The sequence below is a fragment of the Variovorax sp. V116 genome, from assembly GCF_041154435.1.
GTDB classification, from domain to species: domain Bacteria; phylum Pseudomonadota; class Gammaproteobacteria; order Burkholderiales; family Burkholderiaceae_C; genus Variovorax; species Variovorax paradoxus.
This window is the reverse complement of record NZ_AP028662.1, coordinates 1,057,921-1,079,598: the sequence shown is the minus strand read 5'-3', so window position 1 is coordinate 1,079,598 and position 21,678 is coordinate 1,057,921. Positions and strand designations below refer to the sequence as shown.

Sequence of the window (21,678 nt, the reverse complement as noted above, 5' to 3'; positions counted from 1 at the left end):
CAGGCAGCCGCAGCGCCCGCTCAGATCACGCCTTCGCGCCGCAGCCTGTCCAGCGCATCGCCGCCAAGGCCCAGCGCCCCGTAGACCTCCGCGTTGTGTTCGCCGGCCGCCGGCCCGGTGCGCGGCGGCGCGGGCTTGAAGCCCGAGAAGCGCGGCACGATCGCGGGGGCGGGCAGCGACCCGAGGTCCGGATCGGGCAGGCGGATGATGGCTTCGCGCGCGATGAAGTGCGCATCGGCCATCACGTCGTCCACCGCATAGACCTTGCTGTGGGGAACGCCGCCGCGGATCAAGGCCTCGGACAGTTGCGCCAGCGTCTGGCATTCGCACCAGCCGGCGACGATCGCATCGATCTCGTCGATGTTCCGCACCCGGTCCGGCGTGGTGGCAAAGCGCGGATCGAGCGCCAGCGTCGGCTGGCCCATGGCCTGGCAGATGCGCTTGAAGATGGGGTCGGACGATCCCACGATCGTGACCCAGTGGCCGTCGGCCGTGCGGTACATGTTGGACGGGGCCGTGTAGGTGGCCCGGCTGCCCGAGCGGCTGCGCGCCTGCCCCAGCACCTCGTGCTCGACCGGCAGGGCTTCGAGCAACCGGAACATGGCCTCGGTCGCCGCGAGATCGATCTCCCGGCCCGGTGCGTCTGGGTGGCGATGGCGTTCCGCGATGGCGGTGGAGATGGCGAAGGCGCCGAACAGGCCCGCGATGACGTCGCCGAGCGGATAGTTCATGTGCTGCGGGCTGCGGCCGCTTTCGCCGGTCAGGTGGGCGAAGCCGCTCATCGCCTCGAAGATGCGCGCGAAGCCCGGACGCTGCGCATACGGGCCGGTCTGGCCGAAGCCGGTGACGCGCAGGATGACGAGCCTGGGGTTGACCGACCACAGCGTGGGCGCGTCGAGCCCCCACTTGTCGAGCGTGCCGGTGCGGAAGTTCTCGACCAGCACATCGAAGGACGCGATCAGCCGCAGGAACAGCGCACGGCCCTCCGGCTTGCGCACGTCGAGCGACACGCCCTTCTTGCCGCGGTTCGAGACCTTCCAGAACAGCGCATGGTCCGGCGTGGTGGGCGAGAGCGAGCGCAGCGGGTCGTTGCCTTCGGGCAGCTCCAGCTTGACGACCTCGGCGCCCATGTCGGCGCACAGCGAGGCCGAGAAGGGCGCCGCGATCACGGTGGCCATGTCGAGGATCCGGATGCCGGCGAGCGGCCCCTGCGGCGTGGCGGGCGGTGGCGTGGGCTCGGCGGCGGCGGCGGTGTGTTTGAAAGCGTCGGATGGCATGCATCGGAGTCTGTTGGCGCGCTCCATTTGCCGCAACCCATGTTTCGACATCCTGAACGCGGTGCCGGCGCGCGCTATCGCAGGCCCAGCGAAAGCTCGATGCTGTGCGCCAGCGTGAGCAGCCGCGGCGCGGCCTCCCGGCGCATCTGCGCGAAGCTGCCGCGCCGGGTTGCCACGGCGCAGTTCAGCACGAACTGCATGCCGTCCACCAGGCCGTGCAGCGGCACGGCAAAGCCATGCCGGTTCGGCTGCCAGTCGGCACGGGCGCTGCAGAAGCCGTCGCGCGCCAGTTCTTCACGCGCCAGCTCGGCCGCCGCGGCATGGCGCTCGAACTCGGCCGGCGCGGCGACGCGGATCTGGTTCAGCACCGACAGCCGCTCTTCGGGCGCGGCGCGCGCGAGCCAGGCGCGTCCGATGGCCGTGGCCAGCATGGGAAGCGGCGCGCCGATGTCGGGCGTCAGCACGAAGTCTTCGCTGCTGCGCGCAGTCTCCACGTACACCATGTGGATGCGGTGGCGCAGCCCGAGCGAGACGGCGCCTTCGATCTCGCGCGCCAGCGTTTCCATCATCGGCCGCGCGACCGGACGGATGCGCATGCTGGCCAGCAGCGGATGGCCGAGGCCGAGCACAGCCGCGCCCAGCCGGTACCTGGCGCTGGCCGGGTCGCGCCGCAGGTAGCCGAGCAGCGCGAGCGTGTGCGTCAGGCGCGCGACCGTGGGTTTCGAAAGGCCGGTGCGCTGCGCAAAGTCCTTGTTCGCGAGGCTCGATTCGCCGGGATGAAAGCACAGCAGCAGGTCGATGCCGCTCGCGAGCGTGGTGGCGAACTGGCGGTCCTTGGTGTCCGCATCTTTCATGGCGCGGCATCCAGGTCGGCTTCCACGCTGCGCGCGAGCGCGACGAGGCGTGGGCCCACGCCTTGCTCGAGCTGACGCGGGCCGAGCCGCGAGGTGAGCACGCCGCAATTGAGCACCAGCGTCTCGCCGTCCTGGGGAATGCGGATCGGCACGCCGACCGCCTGCACGTCGCTGCGCCAGGCGCCGCGCGACACGCAGAAGCCCTTGCGCTTGAGGTCGGCCTGCGCCCGCGCCAGGTCGGCTTCGTACAGCCGCACCTGGCCCGGTTCCGATGCCTCGATCTGCGCCAGCACCGCGTCGCGCAACTGCTGCGGCGCGTGCGCGAGCCAGCCGCGCCCCATGGCTGTCGGCAGCATCGGCACGGCCGCGCCGATGTCGGGCCGCCATGCGCTCAGGTCGTGGCCGCGGCAGGTTTCGACGTAGACCATCCGCGTGCGGTCGCGCATGCCCAGCGAGACCGAGCCGCCCACCTCGTCGGCCAGCTGTTTCATGCGGCCGCGCGCGACTTGCCGGATGCGCAGGCTCGCCATCAGCGGATAGCCGATCGTGAGCGCCGTGGAGCCCAGGCGATAGCGCCGCAGGTGCGCATCGAAGACCACCAGGCCGCGCGCCGCCAGCGTGTAGGTCAGCCGCGAGATCGTCGCCTTCGACAGCCCGGTGCGCTCCGACAGTTCCTTGTTGCCGAGCGCGGGCTCGCCGACAGTGAAGCAGTGCAGTACCTGCAGGCCGTGCTGCAGCGTGGTTGCGAAGTCGGGGTCGGGGTGGCGTGCGGCAGGCATGGGGGCTCGTGTGGCGCGGTGAATGCTACGTCCGGCAGGGCGTGCTGGCGAGCGACGGCATTCAAGATAGAGAAACATCATTTTCCATATGTGATGCCGCTGCGTAGTCTCCGGGCCCTGGCAAAGAATCAACCGGAGACTCCCATGCGCAAGATGTTCATGCTCGCTGCCGCCTGCCTGCTGGCCGCGGCTTCCGCGGTGCACGCCGACCCGGCCGCCTATCCGGCCAAGCCGGTTCGCCTCATCGTGCCCTTTGCACCGGGCGGCTCCACCGACGTGCTGGCGCGGCTGCTGGCCGCGGCCCTCGCTCCCGAGCTGGGGCAGCCCGTCATCGTCGAGAACAAGGCCGGCGCCGGCGGCAACATCGGCGGCGACTATGTCGCCAAATCGGCGCCCGACGGCTACACGCTGCTGATCGCGGCGGCCGGTCCCACGGTGATCAACCCGAGCCTCTACACAAAGATGCCCTACGACCCGGCCAAGGACCTGCGGCCGGTGACGCTGCTGATCCAGGAGCCCAACCTGATGGCGATCAACCCGAAGATTCCGGCGAAGACGGTGCCCGAGTTCATCGCCTATGCCAAGTCCAGGCCGAAGGAGGTCAGCTTCGGCTCGGCGGGCAACGGCAGCCCGTCCCACCTGGCCGGCGAATGGTTCAACCAGCTCACCGGCACCACGATGGTCCACGTCCCGTACAAGGGCACGGGCCCGGCGATGAACGATCTGCTGGCCGGGCAGATCGCGATGATGATCGACAACATGCCCGCGCTGTGGCCGCATGTGCAGTCGGGCAGGCTCAGGGCGCTGGCGGTGTCCACCGACAAGCGGGCCACGGCCGCACCCGAGGTGCCGACCGTCGCTGAGTCGGTCAAGGGCTTCAGCTTCGGTGCATGGAAGGGCCTGATGGTGCCCGCAGCAACGCCCACGGCCATCGTCGAGCGCCTGCACGCCGCCACCACCAAGGCGCTGGAAAAGCCCGAGCTCCGCCAACGGCTGCTGGCGCTGGGCGCCGAGCCGGTCGGCAATACCCCGGCGCAGTTTGCCGAGCTCATCAAGGCCGACACGGCCTCGTGGGCGGCGCTGGTCAAGTCCACCGGAACCAAGCTGGACTGAGGTCCGCGCGCATCCACCCCCTGAAGCAAGGAGCAACACATCATGCAGCGTGACCCCCAAGCCTTCGACCAATTCCTGGGCAGCCTGCGCAGCTACGTGCGCGAGCGGCTGGTGCCGAACGAGGCGCGCGTGGCCGATGCCGACGAAGTGCCCGCCGACCTGGTGGCCGACATGGCGGCGCAGGGCCTGTTCGGCTATTCGATCCCCGAGGCCTATGGCGGTGCGGGCATGACGACCGAGGAGCTGGTGCTGGCGGCAATGGAGCTGTCGCAGTGCTCGGTGGCCTTTCGGGCCCGTGTCGGCACCAACACCGGCATCGGCTCCGAAGCGCTGGTGGCCGATGGCACCGAGGCGCAGAAGCGGCGCTACCTTCCGCGGCTGGCCAGCGGCGAGCTGACCGGCGCGTTCGCGCTGACAGAACCCGAGGCCGGCTCGGACGCCGCGTCGCTGCGCACCTCGGCGCGGCGCGAGGGCGACCACTACGTGCTCAACGGCACCAAGTGCTTCATCACCAACGCGCCGATCGCCGGCCTTTTCACGGTGATGGCGCGCACCGACCCCGACGACCTGTCGGCGCGCGGCGTCACGGCCTTCCTGGTCGAGCGCGGCATGCCCGGACTCAGCACCGGGCCGGCCTACAAGAAGATGGGGCAGGCGGGCTCGCCCGTGTCCGAGGTGCACATGAACGACTGCATCGTGCCGGCGGAGAACGTCATCGGCGGGCGCGAAGGGCAGGGCTTCAAGACGGCGATGAAGGTGCTGAACAAGCAGCGCATCCACCTGGCGGCCCTGTGCATCGGGCCGGCGATCCGCATGCTGCAGGACGCCGTGGCGTTCGTCTCCACGCGCAAGCAGTTCGGCCAGGCGCTCTCGGGCTTCCAGCTGATCCAGGCGCTGATCGCCGACAGCCAGACCGAGATCCATGCGGCCCGCGCGCTGGTGCTGGACACCGCGCGCAAGCGCGACGAAGGCATCGACGTGACGATGGAGGCGTCGATCTGCAAGTACTTCGCGTCCGAGATGTGCGGCCGCGTGGCCGACCGCAGCGTGCAGATGCTGGGCGGCTACGGCTACATTGCCGACCACGGCATGGAGCGCTTCTACCGCGACGTGCGGCTGTTCCGGCTGTACGAAGGCACGAGCCAGATCCACCAGCTCAACATCGCCAGGCGCACGCTGGCCAAGGCCGGCTACGGCGGCGAAGGCGCCTCCTGATGTTCGGCTACAGCGACCGCCTTCCGGCGCTGCGCGAGGCGGTCCGGCGCTTCGTCGACGAAGAGGCCATTCCGCGCGAGTGCCCGGCGCTGGCCCACGACCTGGATGCGCTCGAAGCTGCGGTGCGCTCGCTGCGCGCCAAGGCCATGGAGGCCGGCATCTACGCACCGCAGCTGCCGGTGGCGTGGGGCGGCCTGGGCCTGTCGTGGCGCGATCGCTCGGTGGTGCTCGAAGAGGCCGGCCGGAGCTTCCTTGCGCCATTGGCCATGAACTGCGCGCCGCCGGACCAGCCCAACATGATCAACCTGCTCGCCGACGGGACGCCGGCGCAGCAGCAGCGCTACCTGGTGCCGCTCGCGCGCGGCGAGGCCCGCTCGTGCTTTGCGATGACCGAACCCGAGCCCGGCGCCGGGTCCGACCCGTCGATGCTGCAGACCGTGGCCGAGCGCCGCCCCGGCGGCTGGGTCATCAACGGCCGCAAGTGGTTCATCAGCGGCGCGGTCGGCGCCGCGTTCGCGCTGGTGCTGGCGAAGACAGGCGAGGGCGCGACGATCTTCATTGTCGATGCCGGCAACCCCGGCTACCGCGTGGTGCGCAACATCGCGAGCATCGATGGCTTCCAGATCGGCGGGCATGGCGAGATCGAACTGCAGGATTGCTTCGTGGATGACGGCGCGGTGCTGGGCGAGGTGGGCCGGGGCTTCGCCTACGCGCAGATGCGGCTCGAACCGGCGCGCCTGTCGCACTGCATGCGCTTCATCGGCCGCGCCTCGCGCGCCATGGCGCTGGCGCAGGATTACGCCAACCGGCGCCACTCGTTCGGCCAGCCGCTCGCGCAGCTGCAGCAGGTGCAGGCGATGGTGGCCGATTCGCACATCGACCTGCATGCCGCACGCCTGATGACCTGGCACGCGGCCGCCAAGCTCGATGCAAAAGAAAGCATCAAGCACGAGTCGGCCATGGTCAAGGTGTTCGTGTCGGAAGCCGTGGGGCGCGTGGCGGACCGCGCCGCGCAGATCATGGGCGCGCTCGGCATGTCGGAAGACTCGCCCGTGTCGATGATCCTGCGCGAGATGCGGCCCTTTCGCGTCTACGACGGCGCGTCGGAGGTGCACCGCTCGACGCTGGCGCGGCGCATCCTGAAGGAATCGCTGCGTCCTTGAGACCTCACTCGGTCAGCAGGACGGTGCCGTGCGCGAGCACGCGGGTCCGGTCGTCCGATCCTTTCATGCATCCCTGCAGCTCGATGATGCTGCCGCCCCTCGGACGGGCCGCGATCGATGAAACGCTCCACTCGATCAGCACCGTCTCGCTCGCCAGCACCGGCCGCAGCAGATCGACGGAGAAGTTGATGCCCAGGACATTTCCCTTCTTCGCGAAATGCGTGGCGGTCAACCCCATCAGCAGCGAGGTGGTGTGCGTGCCGCTCGCGATCATTCCGCCGAAGCGCGTGCTTCTTGCGAACGCCGCATCGTGGTGCAGCGGGTTCTCGTCTCCCGCGGCCAGGGCGAATGCCCTGACCTGCTCTTCGTCGAAAGTGTGGGTTCGCGAGAAGCGGTAGCCGGGTTCGACAGGTGCACCGGCAGCCGGCTCGAACTCAACCATGGCGCGCGAGGCCGGTGATGGCCTCCCGGCTTCCGGCCTGCTCGCGCAGGCGGAACTTCTGGATCTTTCCCGTGGCGGTCTTCGGCAAGGGGGTGAAGATCACCCGGCGCGGACACTTGAAGTGGGCCAGCCGCTCCCGGCAGAACGAAATGATCTCCTGTTCGGAAGGCGCCGCAACGCCTGCCCTGAGCTCGATGAACACGCACGGCACCTCGCCCCATTTCTCGTCGGGCTGGGCAACCACGGCCGCATGCAGGACGGCCGGGTGCCCATGAACGACATCCTCGACCTCCACCGAAGAGATGTTCTCGCCGCCCGAAATGATCACGTCCTTCGAACGGTCGGTGATCTGCGCATAGCCGTTGCCATGCAGGACCGCCACGTCGCCGGTGCGGAACCAGCCGTTGGCGAGCGCCTTGCGCGTGGCCGCCTCGTTCTTGAAGTAGCCCATCATCACGGTGTTGCCGCGCAGCATGAGCTCCCCCGCGGTCTTGCCGTCGCGGGGAACCGGCGCCAGCGTGTCCGCATCGCCGACCATGAGGCCCTCGAACATGGCGGCACGCACGCCCTGGCGCACCCGCAGCTTGCCTTGCTCGGCGGGTGCAAGATCGTCCCAGCCGTCCTGCCACGCGCAACTCACCGGTGTGCCGCAAACCTCCGTGATGCCGAACACATGCTCCACGTCGAAGCCCATCGCGAGCACCGCGTTCAGCACGGCCAGCGGCGGAGGAGATCCCGCGGTCAGTACCCGCACGCTGCGGGACAGCCTGATGTTCTGCGCCGAATCCGAGAGCATGGCCATCACGACCGGCGCTGCGCAGAGATGATCGACCTGGTGCGTGTCGATGGCCTCCAGCACCGCTTCGGCGGACACCCGGCGCAGGCAGACGTGGGTCCCGGCAGCCGCCGTCACGGCCCAGGTGAAGCACCATCCGTTCGCGTGGAACATGGGCAGTGTCCACAGGTACTTCGGCGCCCGCGGCATCGCCCAGTTCGTGATCTGCAGCAGGCTCATCAGGTAGGTGCCACGGTGGCTGGCGACCACACCCTTCGGGTCTCCCGTCGTACCCGAGGTGTAGTTCAGTGCAATGGGCTGCCACTCATCGCTCGGCCAGCGGCCGGGGAACGCCGGATCGCCGCTTGCCAGCAGCGATTCATAGTCGGTCTCGCCGATGCGTTCGCCGGGCGGTGCGAGGTGGTCTTCGATGTCGATGACCGCGGGAGGGCTGGCGAGAAGCTTCAGGGCGGCGGCCACCGTCGCGGCGAACTCCCGGTCGACCATCAGCAATTTGCACTCGCCGTGGTGCAGGATGAACGCGATCCCTTCAGGGTCCAGCCGGTGGTTGATCGCGTTGAGCACGGCACCTGCCAGCGGCACGCCGAAGTGCGACTCCAGCATGGCCGGCGTGTTGGGCGCCAGCACCGACACGGTGTCGCCCGGCTGGACGCCCCTGGCCACCAGCGCCGACGCCAGGCGATGACAGCGCTCGCGCGTCTGCGCCCAGGTTCGCGTCAAGTCGCCGTGCACCACCGCCACGCGGTCCGGATGCGCCAGCGCGGCGCGGTCGAGAAAGCCGAGCGGCGTCAGCGGCACATGGTTGGCCTCGCAGCGGTCGAGCCCCTTTGCATAGGATTGCGCGCTCATGTCCTTGTCTCCTTCGTGGTGTCGTGGAACGCCGTGAATGCGGAAACCGGCTCCCGCTCGGTGACCAGCGAGTTCTCGATCGAGGACTCGTCGGCATAGCCCAGGCTCATGCCGCAGACGAGCATCTGGCGCGCGGGGATGTCCAGGAACTCGGCGATCTGGCGATGGAACTTCAGGAACGCGGCCTGCGGACAGGTGTGAAGGCCGCGGCCGCGTGCGGCGATCATCACGCTCTGCAGGAACATGCCGCAGTCCAGCAGGCTTCCTTCCTGCAGCGTGCGGTCGATCGTGAAGAACAAGCCCACGGGCGCATCGAAGAAGCGGTAGTTGCGCCCATGCTGCAGGTGCATGCGCTGCTTGTCGCCCTTGGCGATTCCAAGCAGACCATAGAGGTCCCAGCCCACCTTGCGGCGCCGCTCCAGGTAGGGGGAGAGCCATTCGCGCGGGTAGTAGTCGTAGGGCTCGAGCAGTTCCCCCGATCTGGCGGGATCGTCGTCGAACGCCGCGATCGCAGCGGACAGGCCGGCCTTCGCGGGCCCGGTCAGCACATGCACATGCCAGGGCTGCATGTTCATGCCGGAAGCGCTGTAGCGCGCGGTCGAGAGAATCGCTTCGATCTCTTGCTGCGGCACCGGCCTGGGCAAGTAGGCCCTGATGCTGCGCCGCGTGGCAATCGCCCAGTCGACGGCGCCTTGCAGCGCGTGCGCGTCCAGCGGCGGCGCCATCATTCGGTTCATTGCGGGTTTCCTCGTTGCCGGATTGCCGAGGAGCTTAGTTCCGCAAGCATTCGATGCCCATGTCCGCAGGCCTCGATCTGGCCGGGGCTTTCGGGCATGCGGTTGCCGCTTTGGCGGGCGCCGGGCGCCAGCGGCTCATTCCCGCGCGTGCGCGGAGGAGCGGTAGCTTCCGGGGCTCACGCCCGTCCATTTCTTGAAGGCGCGATGAAAGGCGCTGGGCTCCTGGAAGCCGGTGCGGGCGGCGACCTCGGCCACCGTCAGCGAGGCGCTCGACAGCAGGTCGATCGCGATGTCCCGCCGCAGATCGTCCTTCACGCGCTGATAGCTCAGCCCTTCCTGCTGCAATCGGCGCTGGAGCGTGGTGCCGGAGACGCAGAGCTCCTGCGCGAGCTTCTCCAGTTCGGGCCACGCATCGGGCATCTGGCTGCGCAACCGGTGCCGCACCTGTGCGCTGGTGCTCGAGTCATTGCGGTACTTGACCAGCAGGTTGGCGGGCGCTGCCCGCAGGAAGTTGTCGACGGTCTGCGGAGATTCCGCGATCTTCAGATCGAGCAGCTCGCTGGCGAAGGTGATGTGCGTGGTCTGTGCGTTGAACTTCACGTCCTCGCAGAAGCGCGTGCGGTAGTGGCTGTCATCGGCCGGAGGCGGGCAGCGGAACCGCATCTCGCGCAAGGGGATCCGCCGGTGCACGAGCCAGCATGCCAGCCCATGGACGAGGATGAACCAGGTGCCGTAGCCGAACAGCCGGCGCAGCACGCCACCGTCGTGCAGGATCACGCGCGCCTCATCGGCCGATCGCACCAGCTCTCCGCGAAAGTCGTCCAGGGTGGCGTGAAGAAAGCGGAGGATCCGGCGCAGCGCGTGCTCCAGGTTCTCCGAGCTGACCGCCGCGCGCGTCATGAGCGCATAGCTTCCGCGGCGCAGCCCGTGGCTGTCCAGCCCGAAGAACTCGTCATCCATCAGGTCGGCCAGGGCCACCCACATGCGCGAATACGCAGCCGCCGAAATGCGCGCGCGCGGCGCGTTCAGCAGATCGCGGTCCAGCCTGGCGATCTCGAGCACGCCGCTGATGTCCATGTTCCTTAGCGCGGCGGCGCGAAGCGCCTCGTGCACGAGTTCAATGGAAACGGTGCCTTTCAGCCCTGCTGATTTCATGCGAACTCTCAAACAACGGGATGGAACACTAGCGGCGGGGCTTCCAGTTCGAAACGGCCTGAAGGAAGGCACGCGTTTCCGCGCATAGGCTCGGTGCGGCCCGGTGGCATGTAGCTGAGCTTCACGACCACCGTGCGAGTGGCCGGGTCGACGTACGTGAACTGAACCGGCAGACCCAGGGCATAGTACGCGCCGGTTTGCGGAAATGTCCACCATTGATAGCCATAGCCGCCGTTCGGCGAGTTGCTGCCGGGGCCGAAGTGGACGGAGTTTGCACGGTCATACGGGTGGAAGCCGGGGAGCTTTCAGGCGTTCGTTCGAAAAAGTGTACCGGCAGGCCGGTTCAGGCCACTGGCGAGTGGACCGCCTCGGCGAAAGCGCGGTGGTCGACCTTCTGTCCTGACGGCAACCCAGAGCGGGTTGCGCCGCGGGCTGCGAAGCGTTGTGTTTCTCTACTGGCTCAGCATCGAAGTACTGTTTGTCGAAGCCGACGACCTTCGAGTGGCAGGCGCCTGTTTCAAGCGGCTCGCGACCGCCTGATCTCAGCCAGGACCAGAAGCGCCGCGCCTGCAGTGATGGCGCAATCGGCCACGTTGAAGATGGCGAAGTCGTAGACCTCGCGCCAATGAAGATGGATGAAGTCGACCACGTGCCCCTGCCACGAGCGGTCAATCGCATTTCCCAGCGCGCCGCCGAGCACAAGTGCCAAGGCCGCCCTGAACAGCGGCGTCCCGCCGGGCTGCACCAGCAGTTTGAAGATGAACGCCGCCGCCGCGATGGCAAGTGCCGTAAACAGCCATCGCTGCCAGCCCGAGGCGTCAGCCAAGAAGGAGAAGGCAACGCCCCGGTTGTGCGCCAAGACGAGATCGGCAAAGGGCGTGATGGGAAGGATTTCGCCTCCGCGCAGGAATCGCGTGGCGAGCGACTTCGACACTTGGTCAAGCAGAACAACCGCGAAGGCAATGCCCAGATAGGGCGCCAGCCGGGCCGCCACGGCAGATATACCGTCGCGGTGCCTGTCAGCAGACACGATGATCGTCATGGGGGTTCCCGTTGATGTTGTGGGGCCGGGGCCCCTTGAGGTGCAAACACTCGTGCCGCCCCGACAGTCGATCGCCACCGGCGCGGTTCCAGGCGGTATTTTCCCGTATGAGCGCGAGCCGACGAGCGAGTTCCTCCAGTTATCAGATGCCAAGGAGGCACCTCGCGACAAATCTCGACCTGGTCCGTTTAACGATCGGACCGCTCGACGACGACCTCGCTTAACTGGACCACCGGCACGATGTCGGTGTAGTTGGCGATGTCGCCCCTGATCTCGGCGCCGTGCTCCTGGCTGGCGGCAAGGTAGCTTTCGGCCGAATCACAGATGAACGCGCACATCGCCACGAAGGCGGGCGGTGAACCGGGTGCTCGGCCGGCCAGGCCTTTTTCGACGGTGTAGTAGGCGCAGGCACTGCCCAGCCTGGCCTTCACCATCGGCATGTGCCGGTCGCGGTAGTAAGCGTGATCGAAGCGGGCGCCTTCGGTGTACGGGTACATCACTGTGACTTTGATCATTCGGTTCTCCTTGTCATCAGACATCCCACCGGTTTCAAGCGACAGGACGATCGAAGGGGCTTAGCTGCGGTAAGACGAGGGAAAGGTTGCCGAGCCTGGCTCGGCAGGCAAGCGCAGAGCGTTTGCCAGATAGCTGACGGTGCGATAGAAGCCTGCCAGCATGAGCAGCTCGAGAATGCCCTCGTCGCTGAACGCCGTCTTAAGCGACTGCCATAGGGCGTCGTCGACAGTGCAGTTGGAATGAAGCATGTCGCAAAGCTCTAACAGCAGCCTGTCCTCATCTTGCCAGCAGGTATCTCGCGGTTGTCCGGAGGCGAGCGAAAGGACTTGGGCTTCATCAAATCCGGCGTGCGATGCGAACAGTGCGATGTGGACGCCCCATTCGTACTCCGATTTACACAGCGCCGTGGTGCGCGTGATGACGAGTTCGCGCTGTCGCAAGGTTAGGTTTCCACGGTCAAGCAGCCCGCCCGCGAAAAACTTCTGGAAAAGGCGAGGGTCCCTCGCGAGCGTGGTAAACAGCACCAGAGGCGGTTTTCCACGCATGAGGCCTTCAAGCGAAGATTGGATGCCGGCGGGGAAAGGTGGCTCCGCAGGAGCGATACGAACAGTCATGGGTTGACCTCGAGCATCTGCTACATTTTCTAAAGCATTGCACTTTATCCACGTTGCTTTGAAAAGTAAAGCATGGCTGTTCTAAAGGTTGGCGCCCCTGTGCGCGGTTCAAGGACCGGCCGCCCCATCATGGTGGCTCTGGACCTACTGGGTCGAAGGTCCACGCTTCGGATTCTTTGGGAGCTCCGCGCGGAGCAGCTGACGTTTCGCGCTCTTCAGGAGGCCTGCGAGACAAACTCCAGCCTGTTGAACACGAGGCTCGCAGAGCTACGAGCGCTTGGTTTGGTTACGCACGACGAGGGAGGCTACGGACTCACCGATGAGGGGCGAAAGTTGAATGCAGCGCTGACGCCTTTGAGCGACTGGGCGCGTCAGTGGAAGCCCCCGGCGCGCTGAGTCGCGCGCCTTCAATGCGTGGGGTCTCGGGCGAAGCTAGAGGCGGGGTGTCGAGACCGGATGCATCGTCTTCGCGATCCGCGGGATTCGCATCACCCGCTTGAGGTTGTACGTAGCTCAAAAGTGGCGCAGGGTCGAAGCTGAAGTCTGGACTTATGCATGGGCCGGCAGTCGCATGTTGTTCCGAGGTCAGCTCACTTGAAAACCACGGCGAGTGCATCTTCGAAGGCCGGAAGATCGACGGCCACATGGGAGGTCGAATAGGTTTTCTCCACGATCTGGAAACCGGAGTAACCGCGTTGCAAGAGCTTTTGATAGACCGCATCGACCGGCTGATAGTTGCACTGGGTGGTATCGCCGCAGCGTGCAAGGATCAATGTTGCGGGAAGTGCCTTGTCTTTCCGCACCTCGTACATCTTCTGCTCATACGTATCAGTCTCCGCTTGCTGATATCCGTACGAACCGTCGAAGGAGAGGAAATGCGAAAAGGTGAGGGTGGTGCCGGCGCCTTCCAGAAAGAGGGCGTAGCCAGTCATGCTTCCGCTGAGTGAATGTCCTGTCAGGATTCGCTTCGTACTGTCCGCCCGATACTTCGATTCGATGAATGGGACGAGTTCCTTCGTCAGAAAGTCGTGGTACGGCACGGCGCCCGGAAAAGTGTAGTCCGTGCTTCGGCGCGATGTGCCCCCGATGCCGACCAGAACCGCATCGATGCCTTTGCGTTCAAGGATGCCCCTCAAGTTTTCGAATCGCCCGCTGGGCGCATTGACGGCGTCTCCGTCCAGGGCATAGATGACGGGATAGGCCTTGGTGCTCCCGCTATAGGACGCGGGGAAATAGATGGTTAGCTGGTAAGTCGCACCAGTCTCAGCCGATTTGATCGAATCGGAGATCGGGCGACCGGCCGCTGACGGCGCTGCCGCGGGTTGCGTGGCCGATGGAAGCAGCGGAGCAACCGCACCACTGCCGCCTCCGCCCCCGCCTCCACCGCAAGCCGTCAGTCCAAGGACAAGCATCCATCCCACTATGAATAACAGTGAACTTTCTCGCATAAACGACGTTCCCACTCCTGTTGACAATCCCTGCGGCTGAATTCCAGTTCCGCGAGCGCCGAGATCAGTTGGGGCGCAAGGCTCGCCTGAGCGTCTGGAGATCGATGGTCATATCGCGCTTTCGATGTTGTTCTTCTTGTGCTCTGGGGCCAGCCACGCGGCAAGCCCGTCTCGGCGCATGCACTCGGCCAGCGCGAGCTGCAGTCGCGCGCCTTCGTGCAGGTCTTGTTCGGTGGTTTCGTAGTGCATCTGGTTGAGCGCCAGGCCCTCTGTTTCGCCCATGCCATGCAGCGCGGCAATACGGCCGGCCAGGTCGGACGTTTCTTGCGGCTTGAGGCGCGTGAAGGCCTGCCGCAGATCGGGCAGATGCGCCACGAAAGCCTCGGCATCCCAGCCCTGCACCAGGCCGTCGAGGCCTTCGAGCAGCGCGGGCAGGCGCAGCAGCAGTTCAGGCGCCGCGGCCATCACCCCGTTGAGAAAACGTACCGCCTCGCGCGGCTCTGCGCCCGCGCCGAAGCGTTGCCGCACCACGGTGTCGAGTGCGTTCTCGTCCCAGTGTCCATCGAGGTACATCAGGGCCGAAGCAGCGCCGGCCACCGCGGGCGCGGCCGACGCACCGGTCGCGAATCGTTCGAGCTGCGTACGCAGCAGGTCGAGGTCGATGGCGCCGTCACCGGCTTCTCCCGGTTCGCCTTGGAGCGAGGCCAGCAGGCGCCCAAGCTCGCGCAGTGAAAGCAGTTGCTTCACCGCGCCCGCCTCACCTTCTTCCGGGCACCCGCCCACATCGGGCAGCAGGAACAGCGCCGCGGGCCACACACGCTCCAGCAGGCTGCGCAGCTGCGGATGCTGCTGCACGCCCAGCGGCTCCCGCGCACGCCAGAGCGTGACGAGCCGATGCCCGCACTCGACCACCGAGCCGAGCGAGGCATCTTCGTCGAGGTGGGTGGAAAGCATCGAGAGCAGCTGGGGCAGGCGCGATTGCAGCCCGACCATGCAGGCGCGCAGCAACAGCGCCACGGCCGCGCTCGCGCTGCGTCCGCGGCCCTCGTCGGACAGCGCGATCTCTTCCTTGCGCAGCTTGGCCATGCAGACGGCCTCCACGCTGGCGCCATCGGCCGCCAGCTCGATCAGCCGCGCCTCCACCAGCGGCGACCAGGCGGCGCGCCACTCTTCGAACAGCAAATGCAAACGGCTGTTGCCAAGAAAATCCGGCCCCGCGAGCCAGGTGCCGAGCCCCGTGTCGAGGTATGTCATGGCATGGAAGAAGCGGCTGCGCTCGCGGTGCGAAGGCTTGCGATAGAGATCCAGCCGCGCGATGCGCGCGGTACTGTCGTCCAGCCGCACGCCGGCCTGGCGGGCGAGCCTGCGCGCGTCCTCGATCAGCGGCGGCGAGCCTGCCGAAGGCGGCACGTCGCCGATGCGCGTGCCGCTCAAGAAGTTACGCAGGTCGGCGGTAAAGCCGCGCGTTCCTTCGTCGATGGCGCCTTTGATGAAGCAGGAGCGGATGGCATCGAGCAGGTCTTGCCGGCCCGGACCGGCATTGCCGCGCAGCGCCGCGAGCCGCATGGCCTGCGCGGCGGCGGCCTGCACCAGTGCTGTAGACACCGCATCGGCATCGTCCTGCGCGCGGGTCTGGCGCGCAAAGCGGGTCAGGCTGTCGAGCGCCACTGCGGTGAAGGGGGCGGCCTCGCCGGCCTCGAGGCGTTCCCACACCTGCTGGTAATAGCCGGGCGACGGCATGCCCGAGGCATAGCCGTTGAGCGCGTCGAGCCGCTCGAAGCTGTAGCGGATCAGCCATGCGTTGTCGGGTGCGTCCTGGCCGGCGGGCGCCTTCGAGGGCTTGGCCTCTTGCCACTGGTTGACCAGCTCGAGCGTGTGGAAGCCGCCGGTGACGACCACGATCGGCCCCTCGACCTCGTTGCGCCAGCGACGGATGTGCGCCGCCATGTGGCGCTCCCGCGGCAGGCTCAGCTCGGCCTCGAGCACCTCGGGCTCGTAGTCGAGCCGCGCCATGGCGCACCAGCTGAACACGTCGGAAAAGAAGGCGCGCCAGTGGCCGAGAGCGGCCGACGTGCGCAGTTCGAACAGTCGGTCCCACAGCTCCTGGTGGTCGACGCAGCCGAGCCGGGCGGCCATGGCGTTGAGGTAGCGGCTGTGCGCGAAATGGCGCTCTTCCATCAGGCTGCGCGCGGCGTCGCGTGCATCGCCTTCGTCGCCCTCGCCCTCGTCGCCTTCGTCGCGATGCCAGGCCTTGTCGCTCCAGGGAAGATCGATCAGCCCCAGGCGTGCGCCCAGCGCTGCGCCTTCGCGCACCGCAATCCACTCGGGGCTGTAGTCGCAAAACGGAAAGAACGACGTGCGCGATTCCGTGCGCGTCTTCTCTTCCGAGTCGGGGTCATCCACCGGAGCCTGCCGGGTGCTTTGGCACAGCCATGCAACGGGGGCGGTGGTTTGCGGGTGCTGCAGCAGCGGCAGCAGTGCGTTCAGGTCGTCCGGTCCTTCAATCAGCACAGCCGCCGGCCTGACCTCGCGCAGCAGCGCCCTCAATGCGAATGCACAGGCCGGGCTGTGGTGCCTCACGGGCACGAAGAACACGCCCTCGCCGTCCTCGCCGAACAGCCGGCTGCGCGCGGCCTCCAGCCCGGCAGGCAGAACGCTGCCGGCTTCTGCAACTACTGCCACAGCGCGCGCGCCGCGTCGTGAAAGGTCTTCCATTGCGCGTCGCGCTTGCCGCGTTCGCGCACGACGGTGTCGAAGTAGTGGCGCACGCGCTTCACATCGTCGGTGCTGTCCTTCAACACCACGCCTTGCAGCTGGCCCGCGATCTCGCGCACGGTGAGCCGGCCGCCGTTGAAATGGCGCGCCTGCAGGGCCGCCGCATAAGCCACGTTCACGGCCTCGGCCGTGGACATCACGGCATCGAGGCCCTTGATGGCGGTGCCATCCTGCGTCTGGCCCGCGCGCAACTCCTGGAAGGTGGTAACCAGCAGCGCCACCACGTCGCGCGGCACATCGACCGGCGACTCGCCGCCACCGTCGAGTTCGCGCTTCAACTGGGCCATCACCAGTTCGACTTCGAACGAATGGTCCCGGATGGGCTTGACCGTTTCGAAGTTGAACCGACGCTTCAAAGCGGACGACATCTCGTGCACACCGCGGTCGCGCAGGTTGGCCGTGGCAATGATGTTGAAGCCGCGCTGGGCATAGAGCCGGGCATCGTCGCCCAGTTCTGGAATCATGAGTTGCTTGTCGCTCATCAACGAAATCAGCACGTCCTGGATCTCGGGCGGGCAGCGCGTGATTTCCTCGAAGCGCACCAGCTTGCCCGCACGCATGGCCTGGTAGAGCGCAGAAGGCACCAGCGCGCGCTGGCTCGGCCCCTCGGCCAGCAGCAGTGCGTAGTTCCAGCTGTACTTGATGTGGTCTTCGGTGGTGCCGGCGGTGCCCTGCACCGTGAGGCCCGAATCACCGCTGACGGCGGCTGCAAGCAGCTCCGAGAGCAGCGACTTCGCGGTGCCCGGCTCGCCCACCAGCATGAGGCCCTGGTGGCCCATGAGCGTCACGATGGCGCGGTCGACCAGCGGATCGTCGCCGTAGAACTTGCGGCTCACCTGCAGCTTCTCGTCGCCGAGGATGAAGCGCCGCACCGCGCGCGGCGAGAGCTTCCATCCGGTGGGCCGCGCATCGGTGTCGGCCGCATGCAGCCGCGCAAGCTCGTCCGCATAGCGCGCCTCGGGGGCAAGGCGCACGGCCTGGGTCGCGGGGGAAGAAGACGGTGATGTGCCGGTGCTCATGATGATGTTGCTGCTGGTTTTTCTGCGGGTCGGCGCGGCGGGCTTACCACGGCATCTTCTTTTCCCAGCCCGCGTCGAACCCGGCGCAGGCCTGGGCAATGGCCAAGTAGTCGGCATAGGCCTCGGCCAGCAGCACCGGCGGCACGCTCGACAGCGGCAGCGCCCGGTCGCTGTAGCCGCGGGTCTTCATGTCCTCGAAGCCCAGCGTCTTGAGCGCCGCGGGCACGTTCTCCTCCGGCAGGGTGTTGCCCGAGAACTCGATGGCCACGCGCACGCCGGCCGACGAGAACTCCTTGGTGTACTGGTAGAAGAAGCCGCCGTCCTCGGCCTGCGCGCGCTGGTAGCCGAGCTTGGCAAAGCTGCCGCGCAGCGTGAAGGTGTCGCTGATCCAGCCCAGCCGGTCGTTGATTTCGCTCACCGGCTGGCCCTTGTCGTCGATGAACGCGACCGCCGGCGGCTTGCGCGTCATCTGCGCGAAGAGCGGCACCAGCTTGTAGTCCTTGAAGTGCCTGTTCCACGCGGCCGCTGTGCCTTCGTCGACCAGCGAAGCGTGGCCCAGGCGCAGCTGGCTGTCGGCCGCAAGCTCGACCTCGTCGTCCTGCGTGTCGATCAGGCTGCCGTCCTCGGTGGGCCGGAAGCTGCCGCGCACCGCGCCTTCCGCATCCAGTTCGAGCCACACGAGCCGCTGTATCAGCCGCCCGGCAATCGGGTGCCGGTGCAGGTATTCGCGCCACTCGGCCTGCGGCCAGATGCGGCCGGTGCACATGGCTTCGAACAGGCGCGCGGTCTGCAGGTCGATGACCTGCTTGAGCTCTTTCCTGCTGGTCGAGAACTGGGCCTTCGCATCCTTGATGAGCACGGGGTCGTCGTTCTGGCGCGGCTCGGGCAGGGCCTTGACGATCTTGCCTTCGGGGTTGCGCAGCTCGGGCTTCATCGCGGCGTCGAGCACCACGGTGAAGATGCGGTCGCCGTACGCGAGCTCGAGCTTGCCGGTGTCGTCCAGGCCCGCGGTGGGAATGGTGCGGTCGGCGAGCTGGTCCTGCGTCCAGCCGTTGCGGTCGGCAATCTGCTGCACCAGCGCGCGGGCCTTCTCCTGGACCGAGGCAGTGCGATAGCGGCGCGATATGCCCAGCAGCAACTGGATCACCACCGGGTCGTTGCCCGGTGCCACGCCTTCGAGCATGGCTTCGATCTGCGAGCGGCGCTGGTAATGGTCGCGCATGTACTGCTGCAGCAGCGTGACGACCTCGTGCCCCGGCGCATGGGCGGTCAGGGCAAGCGTGCCTTTTTCGCCGATCGCGCTGCCGAGGTATTCGCTCATCTTCTCGCGCTTGCACTCCTCGAAGACCTGCTCCTGCGTCTTCTGGAAGTCGGCTTCGTAGTACTGCTTGTGCTCGGCCTTCGCGTTCTGGTAGCGCTGCTGGTTGCCCTGGTAGCGCTGCGGTGCATGGGCGTTGGCATGCGCAATGCCTTCGTCGAGCGTGGGATGGCGCGTGTCGTGTGCAATGAACTGGCGCAGCACCAGGCTGCCGACGGCCTGGCGGCTGGCGGCATCGAGCAGGCCGAGGTAGCGCGTGAGCAGCGCATTGCCGCCCGGTTCCTTGAGCTTGCAGGCGAGCACCACCCACCAGCGCACGATCTCGGGTTCTACCGGGCTGCCGTCCAGCCATTTGCAGGCGGGCAGCGCGTCGAGGGAGAACCACGCAAGGCCCGCCGGGGGCTTGGCCTTCAGGCCCTTCTTCGCCTCGGCCAGAAGAATCGCCGGTGCAAGGCGCGCGGAGATGTCGTCGCCCAGCGCCTCGAGCGCCGTGAGGTAGGCCGCGCGCACGGTCTCGCGGGTTTCCTTCTCGAGCGCCTTGGTGATGGCGGGCACGGCCTCGGCGTACTTGAGCTCGGCCAGCCAGTTGGCGGCCTCGATGCGCACCTCGCTCTTGGTGGCGCCGAGCGACTCGACCACGCGCCGGCCGATATCGGGCAGCATCGACAGTGCCTTCTGCGCGGCAGCGCGGTGCGTCTTGCCTTCGCCGAGGGCCAATTCCATCACCCGCGGCAGCCAACGTGCCTGCACGGTCGGAAAGACCGCCAGCGTGCGCAGCGTGGCGTTCAGGTCGAGCTGGGTCTGGCGGCCTTCGCGCTTTGGCGGCGCGACAAGGCCCAGGCCTTCGTCGATGTACTCCGGGTGCTCCGCGAAGAAGGGCCACACGCGGTCGGCCGGCAGCACGTCCACCGCCGAGGCCTGGTTCCAGTATGGAAAGAGCGCGGTGTGCGCCACATCGTCGATCGGCATGCCGGAGCGCTTGAGCAGCTCGGCCAGCGCGCGCAGGTCGACCGAGCCCACAGGCTGGCGGCCGAGCCACTTGTGAAAGCCGTCGTCGAACCAGAAGCTGGTCCAGTGGCGCGACACGGCCAGCCAGCGGATCAGGTGCGGCATGCCGAACCCCGGCATCGACTGCAGGCGATTGCCGAAACCCACGACCTGTTGCAGCTGGCCGTTCTTCGCGCGGTTCTGGTCGTTCTTGCTGCCCTGCCCGTTGAGCACGCGCACGGCCACGCGCATGTCCTCGTCGGTGAGCTTCTTGTGGGCGGCGTAGTTGTCCTGGCGCCACTTGTACCTGTAGGTCTGCTTGGAGGCCTTGTTCTCCTCGATCTCGGCCTCGGCCGCGACGCGGTTCTTCTCGAGCAGCTCGATGCGGTTGGCAATGAGCAACTGCACCGCCTCTTCACCCAGCGGAATGTCCTCGAAGGGTTGCCAGGCCGGCGGCTCGGGCAATTCGAGCTCGCCCGCGTCGCCCGCGGCGTCGAGCCGCGACATGGCCGAGCGGATGGCCTGCTGCACGGCCTTGCTGGTCTCGGTGCCGGCCGCCACGTCGAGCAGCGCGCGCGCGGCGTCGCCCGGCAGGCGCGCAAGCAGTTCGGCGGCCTGCGTGCGCTGGGTGGTGTCGCCGTCTTTGAGCAATTGCCCCAGGAGTTCGAGCCGCTGCGCCTCGGCAATGCCCTCGAGGTGCGGCGTCGCCTCGGCGCGCACCGTCTTGCTGCCGTCGATGGCCAGGCGCAGGAACAGCGGCGCAAAGTCGTTCAAAAGCGCCTTGTCCTTGCCGATGCGCCTGGCCAGCAGAACGCGGCCCGCGGCCGACAGCTTTGCGGGCAACGCCTCGGTGGCGTCGCGCTGGCTGCGCATGTAGTCGGCAACGGCAGGGGCCTCGACCAGCCCGTCGAGCCGGTCGTGGTACCAGCTGTCCAGTCCCTTGCGCTCGAAGACCTCTTGCAGGGCAATATGCGGATCGAGTCCTTCGTGCGCGAGCAAGGCTGCAATGAGATGCACGTTCCACGCGGGCCGGTGCTTGGCGAGATCGCGCTCGGCAGCGTTGCTGGAGCTGCTCTTGTTGAAGCTCGCGAACACCGCGTCGTTGATGAGGTACTGAAGCCAGTCGGGCACCGGCGCGCCGGGATGCTCGAGCGACTGTCCGCCGTCGGCCGCCGCAAGCAGCTTGCCCAGTCGCACCAGCACGTCGAGCGCAGGAGCACTGGCATCCACGCTGGCGTAGAAGCGGCCACGCTGCTCGAGGCTCTGGTTGCCGATCTTCTCCAGCGCCTTGTTCTGGTGGTTGCTGTAACCCCAACGCAGGCGGCCGGGGGCTCCGAGCAACTGACCTGGCTCGAAGGACTTGGCAGCCTGCAGGTCGAGCAGCACGGTTTCCTGCGTGCCGTCGACCAGGAACGCGGCGCCCTTTTGGGGCAGCTCCTTGCCTGCTTTTTCGAGCGGCTCGAAGGCCTGCTTCAACAGCTGCGCCTGCTCGCGCGTCAAGCCGTTGGCGGCTGCGGTGCCGGCGCTGCCCGTGACGGCGCCCAAGATCTTGTCCAGAAATCCCATGCGTTCTCCTCGT

18 protein-coding genes are annotated in these 21,678 nt (G+C 67.2%); 4 read left to right on the top strand and 14 right to left on the bottom strand.

What is annotated here, in order from left to right:
* Window positions 1-20: 20 nt before the first annotated feature.
* From ACAM58_RS31100 to ACAM58_RS31090, 3 genes are all read right to left on the bottom strand, one after another.
* On the bottom strand, window positions 21-1,277 hold the full coding sequence (locus ACAM58_RS31100) for a CaiB/BaiF CoA transferase family protein (RefSeq protein WP_369664652.1): 1,257 nt from the start codon (window positions 1,275-1,277) through the stop codon (window positions 21-23).
* A 74-nt stretch (window positions 1,278-1,351) separates the two neighbouring features.
* Entirely contained in the window at window positions 1,352-2,131 is a 780-nt protein-coding gene (locus ACAM58_RS31095) for an IclR family transcriptional regulator (protein ID WP_015866238.1), read from the bottom strand.
* The gene (locus ACAM58_RS31090) at window positions 2,128-2,910 is read right to left on the bottom strand and encodes an IclR family transcriptional regulator (RefSeq protein WP_062365246.1); all 783 of its coding nucleotides are present in this window, start codon (window positions 2,908-2,910) and stop codon (window positions 2,128-2,130) included. The genes ACAM58_RS31095 and ACAM58_RS31090 overlap by 4 nt, the downstream gene beginning before the upstream one ends.
* 144 nt (window positions 2,911-3,054) lie before the next feature.
* On the opposite strand from ACAM58_RS31090, the gene ACAM58_RS31085 reads away from it, so the two are divergent.
* From ACAM58_RS31085 to ACAM58_RS31075, 3 genes are read left to right on the top strand one after another with little or no spacing between them, the layout of a single operon-like run.
* The gene (locus ACAM58_RS31085) at window positions 3,055-4,023 is read left to right on the top strand and encodes a tripartite tricarboxylate transporter substrate binding protein (RefSeq protein ID WP_015866240.1); all 969 of its coding nucleotides are present in this window, start codon (window positions 3,055-3,057) and stop codon (window positions 4,021-4,023) included.
* 42 nt (window positions 4,024-4,065) lie between these two features.
* Entirely contained in the window at window positions 4,066-5,238 is a 1,173-nt protein-coding gene (locus tag ACAM58_RS31080) for an acyl-CoA dehydrogenase family protein (protein WP_062365247.1), read from the top strand.
* Complete coding sequence (locus ACAM58_RS31075; protein WP_062365248.1) at window positions 5,238-6,401, top strand: acyl-CoA dehydrogenase family protein; 1,164 nt, start codon at window positions 5,238-5,240, stop codon at window positions 6,399-6,401. Before ACAM58_RS31080 ends, ACAM58_RS31075 begins: the two co-directional genes overlap by 1 nt.
* Window positions 6,402-6,405: 4 nt before the next feature.
* Here ACAM58_RS31075 and ACAM58_RS31070 read toward each other — a convergent pair whose 3' ends face one another.
* The 7 genes from ACAM58_RS31070 to ACAM58_RS31040 all read right to left on the bottom strand — a co-directional run bounded on the left by ACAM58_RS31070 (window position 6,406) and on the right by ACAM58_RS31040 (window position 12,552).
* Window positions 6,406-6,843 (bottom strand): MaoC family dehydratase, encoded by a 438-nt coding sequence (locus ACAM58_RS31070; RefSeq protein WP_062365249.1) that lies wholly within the window; start codon window positions 6,841-6,843, stop codon window positions 6,406-6,408.
* Window positions 6,836-8,488, bottom strand: a complete 1,653-nt coding sequence (locus ACAM58_RS31065; RefSeq protein WP_369664651.1) for an AMP-binding protein — start codon at window positions 8,486-8,488, stop codon at window positions 6,836-6,838. The genes ACAM58_RS31070 and ACAM58_RS31065 overlap by 8 nt, the downstream gene beginning before the upstream one ends.
* Window positions 8,485-9,225: a nitroreductase gene (locus ACAM58_RS31060; protein ID WP_062365251.1), complete on the bottom strand. Its 741-nt coding sequence runs from the start codon at window positions 9,223-9,225 to the stop codon at window positions 8,485-8,487. The genes ACAM58_RS31065 and ACAM58_RS31060 overlap by 4 nt, the downstream gene beginning before the upstream one ends.
* A 135-nt stretch (window positions 9,226-9,360) precedes the next feature.
* A complete protein-coding gene (locus tag ACAM58_RS31055; RefSeq protein WP_062365252.1) occupies window positions 9,361-10,380 on the bottom strand; it encodes an AraC family transcriptional regulator in 1,020 nt (339 codons plus the stop codon).
* A 517-nt stretch (window positions 10,381-10,897) separates the two neighbouring features.
* Window positions 10,898-11,422, bottom strand: a complete 525-nt coding sequence (gene lspA / locus ACAM58_RS31050; RefSeq protein ID WP_015866247.1) for a signal peptidase II — start codon at window positions 11,420-11,422, stop codon at window positions 10,898-10,900.
* A 188-nt stretch (window positions 11,423-11,610) separates the two neighbouring features.
* The gene (locus ACAM58_RS31045) at window positions 11,611-11,937 is read right to left on the bottom strand and encodes an EthD family reductase (RefSeq protein WP_015866248.1); all 327 of its coding nucleotides are present in this window, start codon (window positions 11,935-11,937) and stop codon (window positions 11,611-11,613) included.
* Window positions 11,938-11,997: 60 nt separating this feature from the next.
* Window positions 11,998-12,552 (bottom strand): carboxymuconolactone decarboxylase family protein, encoded by a 555-nt coding sequence (locus ACAM58_RS31040; RefSeq protein ID WP_015866249.1) that lies wholly within the window; start codon window positions 12,550-12,552, stop codon window positions 11,998-12,000.
* Window positions 12,553-12,624: 72 nt separating this feature from the next.
* On the opposite strand from ACAM58_RS31040, the gene ACAM58_RS31035 reads away from it, so the two are divergent.
* Window positions 12,625-12,948 carry a helix-turn-helix domain-containing protein gene (locus ACAM58_RS31035; RefSeq protein WP_015866250.1) on the top strand — a complete coding sequence of 108 codons (324 nt, stop codon included), beginning with the start codon at window positions 12,625-12,627 and terminating at the stop codon, window positions 12,946-12,948.
* Between the two features lie 194 nt (window positions 12,949-13,142).
* On the opposite strand, the gene ACAM58_RS31030 is transcribed toward ACAM58_RS31035, so the two are convergent.
* The 4 genes from ACAM58_RS31030 to ACAM58_RS31015 all read right to left on the bottom strand — a co-directional run bounded on the left by ACAM58_RS31030 (window position 13,143) and on the right by ACAM58_RS31015 (window position 21,665).
* Entirely contained in the window at window positions 13,143-13,964 is an 822-nt protein-coding gene (locus tag ACAM58_RS31030; RefSeq protein ID WP_369664650.1) for an alpha/beta hydrolase, read from the bottom strand.
* 144 nt (window positions 13,965-14,108) lie between these two features.
* The gene (locus ACAM58_RS31025) at window positions 14,109-16,682 is read right to left on the bottom strand and encodes a DUF5682 family protein (protein WP_369664649.1); all 2,574 of its coding nucleotides are present in this window, start codon (window positions 16,680-16,682) and stop codon (window positions 14,109-14,111) included.
* Complete coding sequence (locus ACAM58_RS31020) at window positions 16,673-17,794, bottom strand: AAA family ATPase (protein WP_278877921.1); 1,122 nt, start codon at window positions 17,792-17,794, stop codon at window positions 16,673-16,675. Before ACAM58_RS31020 ends, ACAM58_RS31025 begins: the two co-directional genes overlap by 10 nt.
* A 43-nt stretch (window positions 17,795-17,837) precedes the next feature.
* On the bottom strand, window positions 17,838-21,665 hold the full coding sequence (locus tag ACAM58_RS31015) for a DUF4132 domain-containing protein (RefSeq protein WP_369664648.1): 3,828 nt from the start codon (window positions 21,663-21,665) through the stop codon (window positions 17,838-17,840).
* Between the last annotated feature and the right edge of the window lie 13 nt (window positions 21,666-21,678).